Origin of the sequence: Cellulosimicrobium sp. SJTW-1 (assembly GCF_047716875.1) — a bacterium.
In the GTDB taxonomy this organism is placed as follows: Bacteria; Actinomycetota; Actinomycetes; order Actinomycetales; family Cellulomonadaceae; genus Cellulosimicrobium; species Cellulosimicrobium funkei.
The window spans coordinates 345512-361368 of sequence record NZ_CP136680.1 but is presented as its reverse complement, the minus strand read 5'-3'; the positions used below and the strand labels follow the sequence as shown (position 1 = coordinate 361368).

At 75.2% G+C, this 15857-nt stretch carries 13 protein-coding genes; all 13 read right to left on the bottom strand.

Annotated features, from left to right (window positions below; genetic code table 11):
- Nucleotides 1-234: 234 nt before the first annotated feature.
- Complete coding sequence (locus RSE42_RS01690; RefSeq protein WP_415297707.1) at nt 235-1962, bottom strand: FAD-dependent oxidoreductase; 1728 nt, start codon at nt 1960-1962, stop codon at nt 235-237.
- Nucleotides 1959-4139 (bottom strand): molybdopterin oxidoreductase family protein, encoded by a 2181-nt coding sequence (locus RSE42_RS01685; protein WP_415297706.1) that lies wholly within the window; start codon nt 4137-4139, stop codon nt 1959-1961. Before RSE42_RS01685 ends, RSE42_RS01690 begins: the two co-directional genes overlap by 4 nt.
- Nucleotides 4140-4141: 2 nt before the next feature.
- Complete coding sequence (locus tag RSE42_RS01680; protein ID WP_415297705.1) at nt 4142-5602, bottom strand: MFS transporter; 1461 nt, start codon at nt 5600-5602, stop codon at nt 4142-4144.
- A gap of 145 nt (nt 5603-5747) precedes the next feature.
- Entirely contained in the window at nt 5748-6449 is a 702-nt protein-coding gene (locus tag RSE42_RS01675) for a DUF6766 family protein (RefSeq protein ID WP_186325187.1), read from the bottom strand.
- Between the two features lie 85 nt (nt 6450-6534).
- Nucleotides 6535-7038, bottom strand: coding sequence for a hypothetical protein (locus RSE42_RS01670; protein WP_415297704.1), 504 nt, complete (start codon nt 7036-7038; stop codon nt 6535-6537).
- Between the two features lie 132 nt (nt 7039-7170).
- Nucleotides 7171-8694: a dihydrolipoamide acetyltransferase family protein gene (locus RSE42_RS01665; protein ID WP_137279882.1), complete on the bottom strand. Its 1524-nt coding sequence runs from the start codon at nt 8692-8694 to the stop codon at nt 7171-7173.
- A gap of 56 nt (nt 8695-8750) precedes the next feature.
- On the bottom strand, nt 8751-9743 hold the full coding sequence (locus RSE42_RS01660; RefSeq protein WP_043656580.1) for an alpha-ketoacid dehydrogenase subunit beta: 993 nt from the start codon (nt 9741-9743) through the stop codon (nt 8751-8753).
- Nucleotides 9740-10918 carry a pyruvate dehydrogenase (acetyl-transferring) E1 component subunit alpha gene (pdhA, locus tag RSE42_RS01655; RefSeq protein WP_212715453.1) on the bottom strand — a complete coding sequence of 393 codons (1179 nt, stop codon included), beginning with the start codon at nt 10916-10918 and terminating at the stop codon, nt 9740-9742. The genes RSE42_RS01660 and pdhA overlap by 4 nt, the downstream gene beginning before the upstream one ends.
- A gap of 248 nt (nt 10919-11166) precedes the next feature.
- On the bottom strand, nt 11167-11433 hold the full coding sequence (locus tag RSE42_RS01650) for a hypothetical protein (protein ID WP_076403859.1): 267 nt from the start codon (nt 11431-11433) through the stop codon (nt 11167-11169).
- Between the two features lie 56 nt (nt 11434-11489).
- Nucleotides 11490-12185 carry an ABC transporter ATP-binding protein gene (locus RSE42_RS01645; protein ID WP_232422994.1) on the bottom strand — a complete coding sequence of 232 codons (696 nt, stop codon included), beginning with the start codon at nt 12183-12185 and terminating at the stop codon, nt 11490-11492.
- Nucleotides 12186-12195: 10 nt separating this feature from the next.
- Nucleotides 12196-14241 carry a hypothetical protein gene (locus RSE42_RS01640; RefSeq protein ID WP_415297703.1) on the bottom strand — a complete coding sequence of 682 codons (2046 nt, stop codon included), beginning with the start codon at nt 14239-14241 and terminating at the stop codon, nt 12196-12198.
- Between the two features lie 60 nt (nt 14242-14301).
- On the bottom strand, nt 14302-14592 hold the full coding sequence (locus tag RSE42_RS01635; protein WP_021483224.1) for a lactococcin 972 family bacteriocin: 291 nt from the start codon (nt 14590-14592) through the stop codon (nt 14302-14304).
- Nucleotides 14593-14712: 120 nt separating this feature from the next.
- Nucleotides 14713-15792 (bottom strand): histidinol-phosphate transaminase, encoded by a 1080-nt coding sequence (gene hisC / locus RSE42_RS01630; RefSeq protein WP_085386760.1) that lies wholly within the window; start codon nt 15790-15792, stop codon nt 14713-14715.
- Nucleotides 15793-15857: the final 65 nt, after the last annotated feature.

Here is a 15857-nt window from a genome sequence, read left to right as displayed (position 1 = left end):
GCGGATCGGTCACCGTCCGCGGGGTCCGACGCGAGCGAGGAGAGGCCCCCGGGGATGGTGCTGACGACGCTACGGACGGGCGGTTTCGCGACCGTGCCCCGCCCGTTGCCCGTCCGTAACGGTGTTCTCACCCGGCCGGACGCCGCCGTGTGAGGTCGGCGGAGCGGTGCGAGACCGGCAGGTCGTGTCCAGATCGGCGATCGTGACTGCCGATCTCGGCAGGGCTTGCCGACCTCACGCGCCGAGGCCGACGCTCGCCCGTGCGCCGTCGGCCTGCGGCTGCTCCGGGTCGGTCTGCGCGAGCCAGTCGACCAGGCCGCACACGACGTCCTTGCACCCGCCGCAGCCCGTCGTCGCGCGCGTCGCCCGTGCGACGTCGTCGACGCTCCGGGCGCCGTCGTGCCAGCAGCCCACGACGTCGCCCTTGGTCACGCCGTTGCACGTGCACACGGTCGTGCGGTCGGGCATGAGCGTCGGGGACGACGCCGGCGCGGGCGCCTGCGCGACCGGGCGCAGCAGCAGGTGGGCCGGGTCGGCGGGCACGGGGACTCGGCGCGTGTACGCGGCGGCGAGGTCGGCGCCCACCTCGGGCGCGCCGACGCACGTGGCGCCGACGAGCAGCCCGTCCGCGACGACGACCTCGACGTGCCGCCCCGCCGCCGGGTCGCTCAGCGTCACGGACCGGTGCGCCGCGTCGGGCGCGCGACGCTCGCCGCACACGCCCATCGTCACGATCTCGAGCCCCGCCGCCTTGAGCCGCACGACGTCGGTCCCGGCGGTCGCGCGCGTGCCGACCCCGGGGTCGGCCGTCGGCTCGAGCGGGCGCGCGACGACGTCCGTGGCGAGCCGCAGCGCCACGCTCGGCCGGTCGGCGGCCGGTCCTCGGCGCGCACGCCGCCGGTCGGGCGCGGCCCCCTGCGCGGCGCCCGGCCTCCCCGCGCCGTCGGCCCCGGCGGCGAGCCGCTCCGCGAGGTGCTGCGCGAGCCGGCGCGCCTGGTCCCACCCCTGGGCGATCAGCCCGGTGCCGCCCTCGGGCGGCTGGGCGCAGTCGCCGATCGCGAACACGCGCGGGTCGTCCGGGCTGGCGAGGTCGGGCCCGACGACGACCCCACGGTCGACCGTGAGCCCCGCCGCCCGTGCGAGCCCGGCCTCGGGCACGGTGCCGCACGCGAGCACGACGAGGTCGGCGTCGAGGTCGACGCGACGCACGCCGTCCGGCACTCCCCCGGCCGCGCCCGGCCGATCCGCCGCGGGGTCGTGCGGGCCAACGTCGGGCACGCGGAGCGTCACGCCCCGCACGCTGCCGCCGGCCACGACCACGCGCTCGGTCCGGGCTGAGGTCCAGGCGCGCACCCCGAGGCCGGCGAGACCGCGCGCGACGACGCCGCCCGCCGCACGGTCGAGCTGGCGGTCCATCACGCTCGCGCCGCCGTGCACGAGGCTCACGGCGACGCCGCGACGCGCGAGCCCGCACGCGACCTCCAGGCCGAGGACGCCCGCCCCCACGACGACGGCGTGCCGCGCGTCGAGCGACCCCGCGACGATCGCGCGCGCGTCGTCGAGCGTCCGCAGGACGTGCGCGCCGCGCGGCAGGCCGCCGGGCAGGCCGGTGAGGCCGGGCACCTCGGGGACGCGCGCGGCGGCGCCCGTCGCGAGCACGACGACGTCGTACGGGTAGGCACCCTCGCCCGTGAGGACGCGGCGCGACGCCCGGTCGATCGCGAGGGCCTCGGTGCCGCGCCGGACCGTCACGCAAGGGTCGTCCGTGGCGGGCAGCGCGATCGCCGCGAGGTCGGCCCGGCCCGCGACGACCTCGCTGAGCAGCACGCGGTTGTACGGCTCGTGCTCCTCCGCGCCGAGCACGGTGACCTCGACGTCGGCGGACCCCCCGCACCGCGCCGCGAGGTCGCCCGCGAACCGCGACCCGACCATGCCGTGACCGACCACGACGACGCGCGTCATCCCACGACCTCCTGGAGCGCAGGGGCGCGTCGCACGTCCACGGCGCAGACCTTGAACTCCGGCATCCCGGAGACGGGGTCGGTCGCGTCGGTCGTCACGCGGTTGACGCTGCCCTCGCCGCCCCAGTGGAAGGGCATGAAGACCGTGTCCGGCCGGACGCGGTCCGTCCACCGCACGACCGCCTCGATCGCGCCGCGCGCGGTCGTGAGGCGCGCCCGGTCTCCGTCGTCGATGCCGAGGCGCGTGCCCAGGACCGGGTGGACCTCGACGAACGGCTCCGGGACGAGTCGGTCGAGCTCCGGCACGCGCCGGGTCTGCGCGCCCGACTGGTAGTGCTGGAGCACGCGGCCCGTGACGAGGTAGAGCGGCGCGTCGGGCCGCACGTCGTCGCTCGGGCCCGTGTGGTCGACCGCGACCAGGCGGGCACGTCCGTCCGGCGTCGGGAACCGGTCGAGGAACATCCGCGGGGTGCCCGGGTGGTCGGGGGACGGCACCGGCCAGTGCAGGCCCGGGCCGCCGTCCGCCTCGTCCGCGTCGAGGCGCGCGTGGCTGAGCCCGGCGTAGTCCGCGACGCCGCCCGCGGACGCGCGCGCGAGCTCGTCGAAGACGACGGCCGGGTCGGTCGGGAAGGAGACCGGCGATCCCAGCCGACGCGCGAGCTCCGCCAGGATCCACAGCTCGGACCGTGCGTCGCCCGGCGCGTCGACCGCGCGGCGCCGTCGGATCACGCGTCCCTCGAGCGACGTCATGGTGCCCTCCTCCTCGGCCCACTGCGTCACGGGCAGCACGACGTCCGCGAGCAGCGCCGTCTCCGACGGCACGAGGTCGCACACGACGAGCAGGTCGAGCGCGCGCAGGTTCGCCGCGACCCGGTCCGCGTCCGGGGCGCTGACCACGACGTTCGACCCGTGCACGAGCAAGGCGCGCGGGCGCCCGTCCTCGGCGTAGGTCGTGGTCGCACCGCCCGGTCCGGGCCGCGCGCCGAGCGACCGCAGGAGCTCGACGGCGGGCATCCCAGGACCGGGGAGCGTCGCCGGGTCGACGCCCCACACCGCGGCGACGTGCGCGCGGGCCGCCGGGTCGTCGATCCTGCGGTACCCGGGGAGCTGGTCCGCCTTCTGCCCGTGCTCGCGTCCGCCCTGCCCGTTGCCCTGGCCGGTGATCGCGCCGTACCCGGACCCCACCCGGCCGGGCAGGCCGAGGGCGAGCGCGAGGTCGATCGCCGCGGTCACGGTCGCCGTGCCCTGCGCGGACTGCTCGACGCCGCGGCCCGTGAGCACGTACGCACCCGCACCCCCGTGGACGGGCGACGCCGCCGCGAGCAGCCGGGCGACGTGCCGCAGCCGTCCCGCCGGCACCCCGCACACCGTCTCCGCGCGCTCGGGCCACCACCCGGCGACGGACCGGCGGACGTCGTCGAACCCGGTCGTGCGCGCGTCGAGGTAGGCCGTGTCCGCGAGCCCCTCCGCGACCACGACGTGCAGCAGCGCGAGCAGCACCACGAGGTCGGTGCCCGGGACCGGCTGCAGGTGCACCCCCTGCCCGACGGCGTCCCCCGCCTCCCCCGTGAGCGCCGCCGTCGCGCTGCGGCGCGGGTCCACGACGACGAGCCCGCCCCGCGCCCGCACGCCGGCGAGGTGCTGGACGGACGGCGGCATCGTCTCGGCGACGTTCGACCCGAGCAGCAGCACGGCGTCCGCGCCGCCGAGGTCGGCGAGCGGGAACGGGAGCCCGCGGTCGGCGCCGAACGCGCGGTTCGCCCCCGCCGCGGCGGACGCCATGCAGAACCGCCCGTTGTAGTCGATGTTCGCGCTCCGCAGCACCGTGCGCGCGAACTTCCCAAGCGCGTACGCCTTCTCGTTCGTCAGGCCGCCGCCCCCGAACACCGCGACGGCGTCGCGGCCGTGCGCGGCCTGGACCCGCTCGATCCCGGCCGCGACCACGTCGAGGGCCTCGTCCCACGGGGCGGGCCGGAGCTCGCCGTCGGGCCCGCGCAGGAGCGGGCTCGTCAGCCGGTCGGGTGCGCGCAGGACCGTCGCGCTCGTCCAGCCCTTCTGGCACAGCCCACCGCGGTTGGTCGGGAAGTCGCGCGGGGCGACCGCGACCGGCAGCGGGCCGCGCGCGGGTGCGAGCGTCATGCCGCACTGGAGCGCGCAGTAGGGGCAGTGGGTGTCCACGCTCAGATCCCGGCCGCGGCGAGGGCCGAGCCCTTGCGCAGGTAGACCGCCCACGCGACGACCGCCATCACCGCGTACATCCCCACGAACGTCCACAGGGCGGGGACGAGCGAGCCGGAGAGGCTCGTCGACGCGGCGAACCCGCGCGGGATGAGGAACCCGCCGAACGCGCCGACGGCGCCCGCGATCCCGATGCACCCGGCCGCGGCCTGGCGGGCGCGGACCCGGGCCGCGGCCAGAGCCGCGGGGTCGCTCGCCGTCGGGCCGTCGAGGGCCCGCGCCGCGCTCGCCTGGAAGACGGCCGGGATCATCCGGTAGGTCGAGCCGTTGCCGACGCCCGTCGCGACGAACAGGACGAGGAACGACGCGAAGAAGAGGCCGAAGCTGTGCGTCTCCAGCGCCCGGATCGCGCCGACCGCACCGAGCGCCATGACCCCGTACGACGCGATCGTCACGCGCGCGCCGCCCAGGCGGTCCGCGACGATGCCGCCCAGCGGCCGGGACACCGAGCCGACCAGCGCGCCGAGGAACGCGATCGAGAGCGTGACCTCCGGGAACTGGCCCGCGAGGAGCGTCGGGAACGCACCGGCGTAGCCGATGAACGACCCGAACGTCCCGATGTAGAGGAACGAGATGATCCACGTGTGCCGGTTCCGCGTCGCGACGGCGAACGACCGCGGGTCCGCCTTCGCCGTGGCGAGGTTGTCCATGAACCGCCACGCGAGGAACGCCGCGAGCAGGACGAACGGGATCATCATGAGGCCCGCGCGCTCGAGCGCGACACCCGCCCCGGCGACGATGACGAGCGGCACCGCGAGCTGCACGACCGCCGTCCCCAGGTTGCCGCCCGCGGCGTTGAGGCCCAGCGCCTTGCCCTTCTCCCGCTCCGGGTAGAAGAACGAGATGTTCGCCATCGAGGACGCGAAGTTGCCGCCGCCGAAGCCGGCGAGCGCCGCGACGGCCAGCATCACGCCGAACGACGTCCCGGGGTCCTGCACGACGACCGCGAGCGCCGCCGTCGGGAGCAGCAGGAGGAGGGCGGACACGACCGTCCAGTTGCGCCCGCCGAACAGGGGCACGGCGAACGTGTACGGGATGCGCAGCGTCGCGCCGACGAGGCTCGGCACGGCGATGAGCCAGAACTGCTGGTCCACGGTGAAGGTGAACCCGGCGGCGGGGAGCTGCGGCACGACGATCGACCACAGCGCCCAGACCGCGAAGCCGAGGAACTCCGCGAACACCGAGATCCCCAGGTTGCGGGTCGCGACCCGGCGGCCGCCGTCGCGCCAGAACGTCGGGTCCTCCGGGTCCCAGCGGTCGATCCACCGCCCGGAGCGGCGGTGCGGCGTCCTCGGTGGTGCCGGGGCGAGTCCCGGGGCGGGCGGCGTCGCGGGCGCGACGCCGGACGGGCGGGCTGCGGACTGCTCACCCTCGTGGGTGGTGGGGCTCGTGGGCGCGGGCATGGCGGCTCCTTCAGCAGGTCCCGGTCAGTGACCAGGACGCTAGGAACGCCGTGTTTCCCCCGCGCGCGACCCCCGTTAAGCCCGTGTGAGGTCTTCCGCACACCCGCTCGGCGGCCGCTGTGAGCGGCCGTCCGTGCGGTCGCCGTCAGCCCTCGACGCCGGTCGCCTCGTGGGACGAGCCCACCGGCTTGGACTCGGGCGACCCGCGCTCGCGCAGGTAGATCGCGAGGACGACCATGCTGAGGACGGCCAGCATCTCGGACTGCCAGTTCTGGAACGTGCGGCTCCAGAAGTCCGGCATGGACAGGTACTCCGTCCACGGCACGGGGTCCTGGAGGTCGCGCAGCTGCTCCTCGCTGAACGCGACCGCGCCCGCCGCCGACTGCGCGGCCCACGACCCGACGAAGATCGCGCCCATGACGAGCGACAGGGAGCGCGAGTAGACGGCGAGCCGCCAGCCCCGGGCGCGGGCCCACGCCGGGGAGTCGTCGGTCGCGTGCTCGCCGACCTTCTGGTCCTCGTCGGACTCGCGGCCCGCCTGGTCGAGCTTCTTCGACTCGGGCGAGCCCCGCTGCACGAACCACACCGTCGCGGTGATGAAGAGGAGGAACTGCAGGTACTCGGACTGCCAGTTCTCCGTGACGTCGACCCAGAACGCCGACGACAGCACGTACTGGCCGAACGTCACCGGGTCGAGGCCCGCCGCCCGCTGGTCGGTGTTGAAGACGGCGACGCCGCTCACGGCCTGCGCGACGAGCGACGCGAGGAGCGCGAGCGCGAAGAACAGGCTCAGCGAGCTCGCGCGCAGGCCGCCGAGGACGCCGCCCTTCCCGCTGCCGGCGCTCATCGGTGCACCGCCGCCAGCACGAACGTGACCGCGAGGCCCGCGACGACGAGCACGAGCGTGGCCCAGAACATCAGCCGCGGGACCCTCATGCCTCCACCTCGCAGTCGTAGGGGCGGTCGTCGCGGGGCGTGCAGCCTGCTGCGGTGACGACCCACGCGTCGCCGGAGAGCGCGAGGAAGACGGGGTCCGTCGCCGTGACGACCTGCGCCTGACGCCCCGCGACGTGCACGTCCTCGACGACGACCTCGGTTCCGGCCGCGGTCAGCCCGGCGAGGGGGCCGTCCGGCGCGGTGACGACGTCCGCGCACGGCTCGCCCTCGTCGGCGGCGAGCGCGTCGGCCGCGGCGGGCAGGATCAGGGCGCACGCGGCGTCGCCGTCCCCCACGGCGAGCGCGCCCGCGAGGTCCTCGACGACGTCCTGCGCCTCTGCCACGCCGGGTCCCGCGCACCCCGCGAGCGTGGCGGTCACGAGCGCGAGGGCCGCGAGCCCGACGCCCGGACCCGTCCGTGACCCCCGACCAGCACTCCCGAGCACACGACCCTCCTGTGGCGACACCGCGCCGACCGGGTCGCCGACGCTGAGCCTCATGCTCGCGGTTCTCGATGCGCTCGCAAGCAGTGGCCCGGGCACGGTTCGGCACGGAGCGTGCCCGCTCGGCACCTCGAGGTGCCGAGCGGCGCAGCGTGTGCCGACGCGCGTCCCGCGTGCCGACGGGTGGGCTCAGCCCCAGACGAGACCGCGCGCCGGGTCCTCGAGGATCCGCGCGACGTCGGCCAGCACGCGCGCGCCGAGCTCGCCGTCGACGAGGCGGTGGTCGAAGCTCAGCGCGAGCTGCGTGACCCAGCGCTTGCGGATCTTGCCCTTGTGGACCCAGGGCTGCTCGCGGATCGCGCCGAACGCGAGGATCGCGGCCTCGCCGGGGTTGAGGATGGGCGTGCCCGTGTCGATGCCGAACACCCCGACGTTGGTGATCGTGATCGTGCCGTCGGACATGTCGGTGGGCGACGTGCGCCCGGCCCGCGCGGTCGCGGTGAGGTCCGCGATCCCGCCGGCGAGGCCGTGCAGGTCGAGGCGGTGCGCGTCCTTGATGTTCGGCACGACGAGCCCGCGCGGCGTCGCCGCCGCGATCCCCAGGTTCACGTAGTGCTTGTAGACGATCTCCTGCGCGGCGTCGTCCCAGCTCGCGTTGATCTCCGGGTGGCGGCGCACCGCGAGGAGCAGCGCCTTGGCGGTGACGAGCAGGGGCGTGACGCGCACGTCCGCGAACTCGCGGTCCTCCCGCAGGGTGCGGACGAGCTTCATGGTGCGCGTGACGTCGACCGTGTGGAAGACCGTCACGTGGGGGGCGGTGAACGCGCTCGTGACCATCGCCTCGGCCGTGCGCTTGCGCACCGACTTCACGGGCACGCGCGTCTGGCGGCCGTCGGCCGTGACGGCGCCCGTCGCGAGCCACGGCTGGTCGTCGTCGGCGTACGTCGCGAGCGGCTGCGCCTTCGCCTGCTCGTGGTAGGCCTGCACGTCCTCGCGCGTGACGATCCCGCCCGGGCCGGTGCCCGCGACGCTCGCCAGGTCGACGCCCAGGTCCTTCGCGAGCTTGCGCACCGGCGGCTTGGCCAGCACCGGCAGGGTCGCGTGCCCGACGGCGGCCGGCGCGCTCGCCCGCGCGGCGGGGGTCGGGGCCGGGGCCGGGGCCGACGGCGCGGTGCTCGCCGCCGGGGCCGTCCGGTCCGGGGTCGCCGGGCCGGGGCGGTCGGTCGCGGGTGCTGCGGCGGTGGGCTCGGCCGCGGGCGCTGCGGCGGCCGGCTCGGCCGCGCGGCGCCGCCGTCGGGCCGTGCCCGGCTCGACGGTGCCGTACCCGACGAGCACCGAGCCGGAACCCTCGCTCGCGGCGGGCGTCGCGTCCCCGGTGCCCGTCTGCGGCGACGCGGTCGCTGCGGGCGCGTCCGCGCCGTCGGGCACGACGCCGGCCGGTGCGGTCGGCGCCGGGGCCGTGCCGCCCGGGTCCGTGTCCACGACGATGATCGGCACGCCGACCTCGACCGTCGTGCCCTCGGGCGTGAGGATCTCCGTGACGACGCCCGTGTACGGCGACGGCAGCTCGACGAGCGACTTCGCCGTCTCGATCTCGACGATCGTCTGGTTGACCGTGACGGCGTCGCCGACGGCGACGTGCCAGTGCACGATCTCGGCCTCGGTGAGGCCCTCGCCCGCGTCGGGGAGGTTGAACTTCTCGAAGGTGGGCACTGCGTGGTCCTCCTGGTGGTCCCGGTCGGCGCTGTCGAGGTCGCGGTGGACGCGCGTCAGAACGCGAACGCGCGGTCGACGGCGTCGAGTACGCGGTCGAGGCTCGGCAGGTAGTCGTGCTCGATCTTCGCGACGGGGTACGGCGTGTGGAAGCCGCCGACGCGCAGCACGGGCGCCTCGAGCGAGTAGAAGCACTCCTCGGTCACGCGGGCCGCGACCTCGGCGCCCGAGCCGAGGTAGGTCGGGGCCTCGTGCACGACGACGCAGCGTCCCGTCCGGCGGACGGACTCGACGACCGTCGCGGTGTCGAGCGGCGAGATGCTGCGCAGGTCCACGACCTCGATGCTGCGGCCCTCCTGCTCGGCCGCCGCGGCGACGCGGAGCGCGGTCGCGACGGTCGGACCGTAGGCGACGAGCGTGAGGTCCGTGCCGGGGCGGACGACGCGCGCCCGGTCGAGCACGGTCGCGCCCTCGCCGCGACCCGCGACGTCGACCGGCCCCTTCTCCCAGTAGCGGCCCTTGGGCTCGAAGAAGAGCACCGGGTCCGGCGAGGCGACGGCCTCCTGGATCATCGTGTACGCGTCCTGCGGCGTGGACGGCGACACGACGCGCAGGCCGGCCGTGTGCGCGAACAGCGCCTCGGGGCTCTCGCTGTGGTGCTCGACCGCACCGATCCCGCCGCCGTACGGCACGCGGATCACGACGGGCACCTGGAGCTTCCCGCCCGAGCGGTAGCCCATCTTCGCGAGCTGCGTCGTGATCTGGTCGTACGCGGGGAAGATGAACCCGTCGAACTGGATCTCGCACACCGGCCGGTAGCCGCGCAGCGCGAGACCGATCGCGGTGCCGAGGATGCCGGACTCCGCGAGCGGCGTGTCGACGACGCGGTCCTCGCCGAAGTCCTTCTGCAGGCCGTCCGTCACGCGGAAGACGCCGCCGAGCGCGCCGATGTCCTCGCCCATGAGCAGGACCTTGGGGTCGTTCTCCAGCGACCGGCGCAGCCCCTCGTTGATGGCGCGGGCCAGGGTCAGGGTCTTGCTGTCGCTCATCGCGCCACCTCCGCGGTCGGCTCCTCGAAGGACTGCTGGTAGTCGGCGAACCACGCCTTCTCGCGCTCGACCACGGCGTTCGGGGTCGCGTAGACGTGGTCGAACATGCTCGACGGGTCCGGTGCAGCGAGCGCACGGACCTCCTCGCGCAGCCGCTCGCCCAGCGCGTCGGCCTCGGCGGCCAGGTCGGCGGCGAACGCGTCGTCCCACGCGTCCTCGGCGCGGAGCAGGTTCTCGAGCCGGTCGATCGGGTCCCGACGGCGCCAGTAGTCCTCCTGGGCGCGCGACCGGTACTTCGTCGGGTCGTCGGACGTCGTGTGCGCGCCCATGCGGTAGGTGAACGCCTCGACGAACGTCGGGCCGCCGCCGGAGCGGGCACGCTCGAGCGCCTCCGCGGTCACGGCGTAGCACGCGAGCACGTCGTTGCCGTCGACCCGCACGCTGGGGATGCCGAACCCGCCGCCGCGCCGGTAGAGCGGCACGCGGGTCTGCCGGGTCGTCGGCTCCGAGATCGCCCACTGGTTGTTCTGGCAGAAGAACACGACCGGCGCGTTGTTCACGGCCGCGAAGACGAGCGCCTCGTTGACGTCGCCCTGCGACGTCGCGCCGTCGCCGAAGTACGTGACGACGGCCGCGTCGCGCTCCGGGTCGCCCGACCCGACGAGGCCGTCGCGCTGGACCCCCATGGCGTACCCCGTCGCGTGCAGCGCGTGCGACCCGATGACGAGCGTGTACAGGTGGACGTTGTGCGCCGTCGGGTCCCACCCGCCGTGGTCCACGCCGCGGAAGAGGCGCAGGCGCGCCGTCGGGTCGATGCCGCGCACGTGCGAGACGCCGTGCTCACGGTACGACGGGAAGACGTAGTCCTGGGGGGCGAGCGCGCGGCCGGAGCCGATCTGCGCGGCCTCCTGGCCCTTCGCCTGCGCGAACAGCCCGAGCTCGCCCTGGCGCTGGAGCGACGTCGCCTCGTCGTCGAAGCGGCGCGTGAGCACCATGTCGCGGTAGAGACCGCGCAGCGCCGCGGCGTCGAGGTGGGCGACGCGCTCGCGGTAGCCGTCGGTCTCCGGGGTCGTGACGCGGGCGCCGGCGGGCGTCACGAGCTGGAGCAGGGGTGCGTCGTCGGGACCGCCCGCGACGTCGGGGAGGTCGGGGTGCGTGCTCGCAGCGTCCCGCACGCCGGTTCTCGCGTCGTTCTCGGTCACGCGACTCTCCTTCGGTGCGGCCCGGCCGGCGGCCGGCCCGCTCGGGGGCAGGAGGCGCCCGGTGCGGGGCGCCGTCGGAACCTACGTCTCCGTAGCCTACGCAAGCGTAGGCTACGACCCCGTAGGTAGCGCCTCCGACGTGTCGCCCAACGTCCGTCACGACCGGCTGTAGAGAACCTCCAATCCCCACCGGCGCACCCCCGGCCCCGGGAGGGCTGCCCCTACCGCGGGTAGACGCCGCCCGAGCGCAGCGCGTCGCGCTCGCGCAGGACCGGCCAGCGCGAGAACGCGAACACGAGGAACATGACGACGTTGAGGATCGGCACGAGGCCCACGAGCACCCACCAGCCGGAGTAGCCGGCCTTCTGGATGATCCGGACGTAGGCGATGAAGAAGATCACCGCGACCGCGACGTAGAGGACCAGGGCCGCGCCCCCGAAGAGCCAGCCGTTGTCCTCGACGAACTGCTCCCACTCCTGGTTGTCCATGCCGCGAGTCTTCTCGCGTGACCAGGACCCGGCAACCGCGCCGCCGTCGCCCGCCGCTACGCCGCGCCGTCGTCGTCCGCGCCGACGAACGCGCGGGCCACGTGCTGGGTCGAGGCGCCGAGCTCGAGGACGGTGTCGCAGGCCTGCTCGACGCGCGGGTTGTGCGTCGCGACGACCACGGCACGCCCCTCGTCCGCGAGCTCGCGCAGGAGCCCGACGATCGCGTCGGCGTTCCCCTCGTCGAGCGCCCCCGTGGGCTCGTCGGCGAGCACGACGCGCGGCCGCTTGAGGAGCAGCCGCGCCACGGCGACGCGCTGCTGCTCGCCGCCCGACAGCTCGTAGACGGCCGCGCGCTCGTACCCGCCGAGCCCCACGCGCTCGAGCACCTCCTCGCGCCGGCGCGCGCGGTCCGCCCGCCGGACGCCCCTGCTCACGAACGCGACGTCGAGGTTCGCCGCGACCGTCGCGTTGTCGATGAGCGCGTAGTTCTGGAACAGGTACCCGAGCTCGTCCCGTCGGAACAGGCGTCGCCCGTGCGGGCTCAGCGCGGTGACGTCGCGCCCGTCCACGAACAGCGTCCCCGCGTCCAGCCGGTCGAGCAGGCCCACGCAGTTGAGCAGCGTCGTCTTCCCCGAGCCGCTCGACCCCACGAGGCCCGCCATCGAGCCCGCCTCCACGCTCAGCGTGAGGCCCGTCCAGACCGTCCGCGCCCCGTAGAACTTGGCCGCACCCACGACCTCGATCATCGCCATCCCCCTTCGTTCAGCTGTCACTGGATCGCGTCCGCAGGAGCCTGCGCTGGGCCACCGCGAGCGCGGTCACCAGCAGGGCGGACGACACGAGGCACACCGCCACCGCGACGAGCGGCTCCGCTCCCCCGAGCAGCCGCGGTGCGGCGGCCGCGACGACGGCGCCGAGGGCCGGCGGCGTGCGCGGCGGGTTCGCCGCCACGTACGCGACGAGCAGCACCGCCGAGGCGGCCTCGGCGAGGAACGCCGCGCGGTACCGCGCGGCGAACGACCACCCCGCGATGTAGCGGACGAACACGCTCTGCGCGTACCGCCGCGTGTACGCGCTCGACACCACGACCGCGGTGAGGAGCACGACGCCGGCCGCCGCCGCGATGTTCGCGAGGCCGAGCCGGAAGCTCCGGACGAGCTTCTGGTACTCCTCGGCCGCGGCGTCCGCGATCGGCGTGACCGAGAGGACGTAGTCGCGGATGCCCGCCGCGCGGCTCTCCTCCAGCACGTACGCCGGGTCGAGGAAGACGACGTCCCCCGTCGAGGTGTACGCGCCGTACCCGTCGGCGCTCACGACCTCCGAGGCCGGGTCCACGACGAGCACGACCGGCTCGTCCACGAGCGGTGACGCGCTCGGGTCCGCGGCGTTGCCGTAGTCGAACAGCGTGCTGCCCTCGGCGAGCGGCGCACCGCGCTCGACGGCGCACGTCGCACCGAAGTAGTCCGCCCACGAGCCGACGGCGGCCACGACGTCGTCCTGCTGGTCCGCCCGCAGCGTGGTGGGCAGGTGGATCGTGAGGCACGACCCCGGCGCCGGGACGAGCCGCGACCCGGTCGCGTCGCGGACGTCCTGCTCCTCCAGGTACGACGGGCTGACGAGGAGGACCGGCTGGTCCTCGGGCGCGACCGTCACCGTGCCGAACGCCGAGACGGGCTGCCGCGCGGCGAGCACCGCCTCGCGGTCGTCGAGCGCCCGCACGACGACCTCGCCGAGGCGCTGCGCGAACTCGCCCGCGCGGGCCTGGTCGTCGCCGCCGACGCCCACGGAGGTCGCGCCGCCCGCGCTCTGCCAGGCGGAGCGGGCGGCCTGCTGACCCGCGATGAGCTGGCCCGCGTGCACGGCGGAGAAGATCGACGCGACGAGGATGACGAGGGCGCAGAACCGCACGCCGAACGCGGCGGGGACGACCCAGGCCCCCACGGACTCGCCCTTGATCGCGGCCGCGAGCGGGATGCGCTGCGCGGCGGCCGTCGAGACGGCGTGGGCGGTCACGGTGACGAGCAGCAGCCCGGCGAGGACGGCGCCGGCCAGGCCGAGGAACGTCGTCGCCTGCGCGAACCCGTTGTAGGCGCCGAGCACGATCGCGCACACGACGGCAGCACCACCCAGGTGGAGGGCGAGGCGTCGGCCGATCGGGGCGAGGTCGCGCCGCAGGATGCTGGAGAACGGCGCGCCCTGGAGGCGCTGGACCGCGTACGCCCGGGCGTTGAGGAGCGCGCCGCACCCCGCGAGGAGCACGACGGCGACCGCCGCGATGGCGTAGCCCGCCGGGATCGGCGTGCCCGCGAGGTAGCGGTGCCACGAGAGGATCGTCGGGTAGGAGTCGGCCGACGCCGTCACCCCGGCCTCCCGCAGCGCGGCGGCCAGCGCCTCGGCCTCCGCCGTGCCGCACGAGAGCCCGTAGGAGCCCACCGGGCTCGTGGCCCCGAGCTCGGTACCGGGGTGCACCTGCGTGGTGACGCCGCGGCTGAAGTCGGCGACGCCGTGGTCGAGCCACCGCCCGCCCGGGTCGGCCGAGCCGTCACCGAGGACCGAGAGGTGCCGCGTCGAGACGTCGGTGAGGTCGAAGGTCACCTTGGCGACGGTGCAGTCGCGGGAGGTCGCGAAGGTCGCGATCGTGCCGTACGCCTCGGCGCTCGACGCGGTCGTGCCGAGGGAGTCGACGCGGAGCTGGGCGTCGAACCCGCGGACCGCGAACTCGCTGTACGCCTGCACCGTGAAGAAGGCGAGGAAGAGGCTGACGACCACCGCGAGGGCGTAGGCCAGGCTGAGGCTTCTGTTCGGCATGGAGGCTCCGCGCCGGACCGGGCAGGGGCGGCACGGCGCCGCCCCTGCCCTGCGTCCGTGCTACGCGCACTTGTGCCAGTAGGCGTGGTCCACGCGCATGGGCCAGTCCTTGGCGTGCACCTTCGCCCAGACCCCGGGCTTGATGTTGGTCACCCGGTAGAGCTTCCCGTTGTGCACGGACGCGCCGTGGCACTGGGTGTTGTGCAGGTAGTGCGAGTAGATCGCCCCCGCACTGGTCCCGTAGTTCCAGATCCCGCCGCCCACGAGCTGCGAGCCGGCGAACGCCGCCGCCGGTGTGAAGGCCAGGACCCCGGCGACCATCGCCGTCGTCAGTACTCGACCAAACCTCATATCTCCCCCTTCGGAAGTGATTGCTACGTAAAAGTAGCAATCCGGAGACGCGAGCACCAGGGGTTCGGTCGATCTGGGGAAGTTCCGTTGCCGGAACGCAGAGGGGCCGTCGAGGAAGGGCTACAGCCAGGTCGCGCTGACGCGCAGGAAGAGGTCGGTCGCCTCGGGCTCGCCCACGCTCACGCGCAGGCCCTCGCCCGCGAACGGGCGCACGATCGCGCCGGCAGCACGCGCCTCCTCGGCGCGCTGGGCCGTGCGCTCCCCCAGGTCGAACCACACGAAGTTCGCCTGCGACTCCGGCAGGGACCAGCCCTGGTCGCGCAGACCCTCGACGAGGCGGGTGCGGTCCGCCACGAGGTGCTCGACCCGCTGCAGGAGCTCGCCTCGCGCCCCGAGCGACGCGATCGCGGCCCGCTGCGCCACGTGCGAGACCCCGAACGGCGTGGAGACGGCACGGATGCCCGCCGCGAGGCGCGGACGCGCGACGGCGTACCCGACGCGCAGGCCCGCGAGCCCGTACGCCTTGGAGAACGTGCGCAGCAGCACGACGTTCGGGTGCTGCGCGTACACCGCGAGACCGTCGGGGGCCTCCGGGTCGCGCACGAACTCGAGGTACGCCTCGTCGAGCACCACGAGCACGTCCGACGGCACCGCCGCGAGGAACGTCTCGAGCTCGTCGCGGTGCACCGCCGGACCGGTCGGGTTGTTGGGCGTGCACACCATGACGACGCGCGTGCGCTCGGTGACCGCCGCGGCCATCGCGGGCAGGTCGAGGCGCCCGCGGTGCTCCCCCGTCCGGAGCGGGACCCGCACCGACGTGCCGCCCGCGACGGCGACCGCGATCGGGTACGCCTCGAACGAGCGCCACGGGTAGACGACCTCGTCGCCCGGCTCGACGACCGCCTGGAGCACGTGCGCGAGGACCGCGACCGACCCGTTGCCCACCACGACCTCGTCGGCCCCGACCCCGAGGTCCGCCGCGAGCGCCTCGGTGAGCTCGGTCGCGTACATGTCCGGGTAGCGGTTCGCGTCCGCCGCGGCGTCGGCGATCGCCGCCACGACCGAGGGCAGCGGCGGGTACGGGTTCTCGTTCGAGGAGAGCTTGAACGCCGCCGCACCCGGGGCGACGCGCGCCCCCGGGACGTAGGCCGGCAGGGCGGCGACGGCAGGACGCAGGGGGACGCGGGGTTCGTGGGCCACGGTCCTCGATCATGCCACTCGTGCACCGCGGTCCGTGGCGGACGACGGCGCGCCACGCGCGGCGC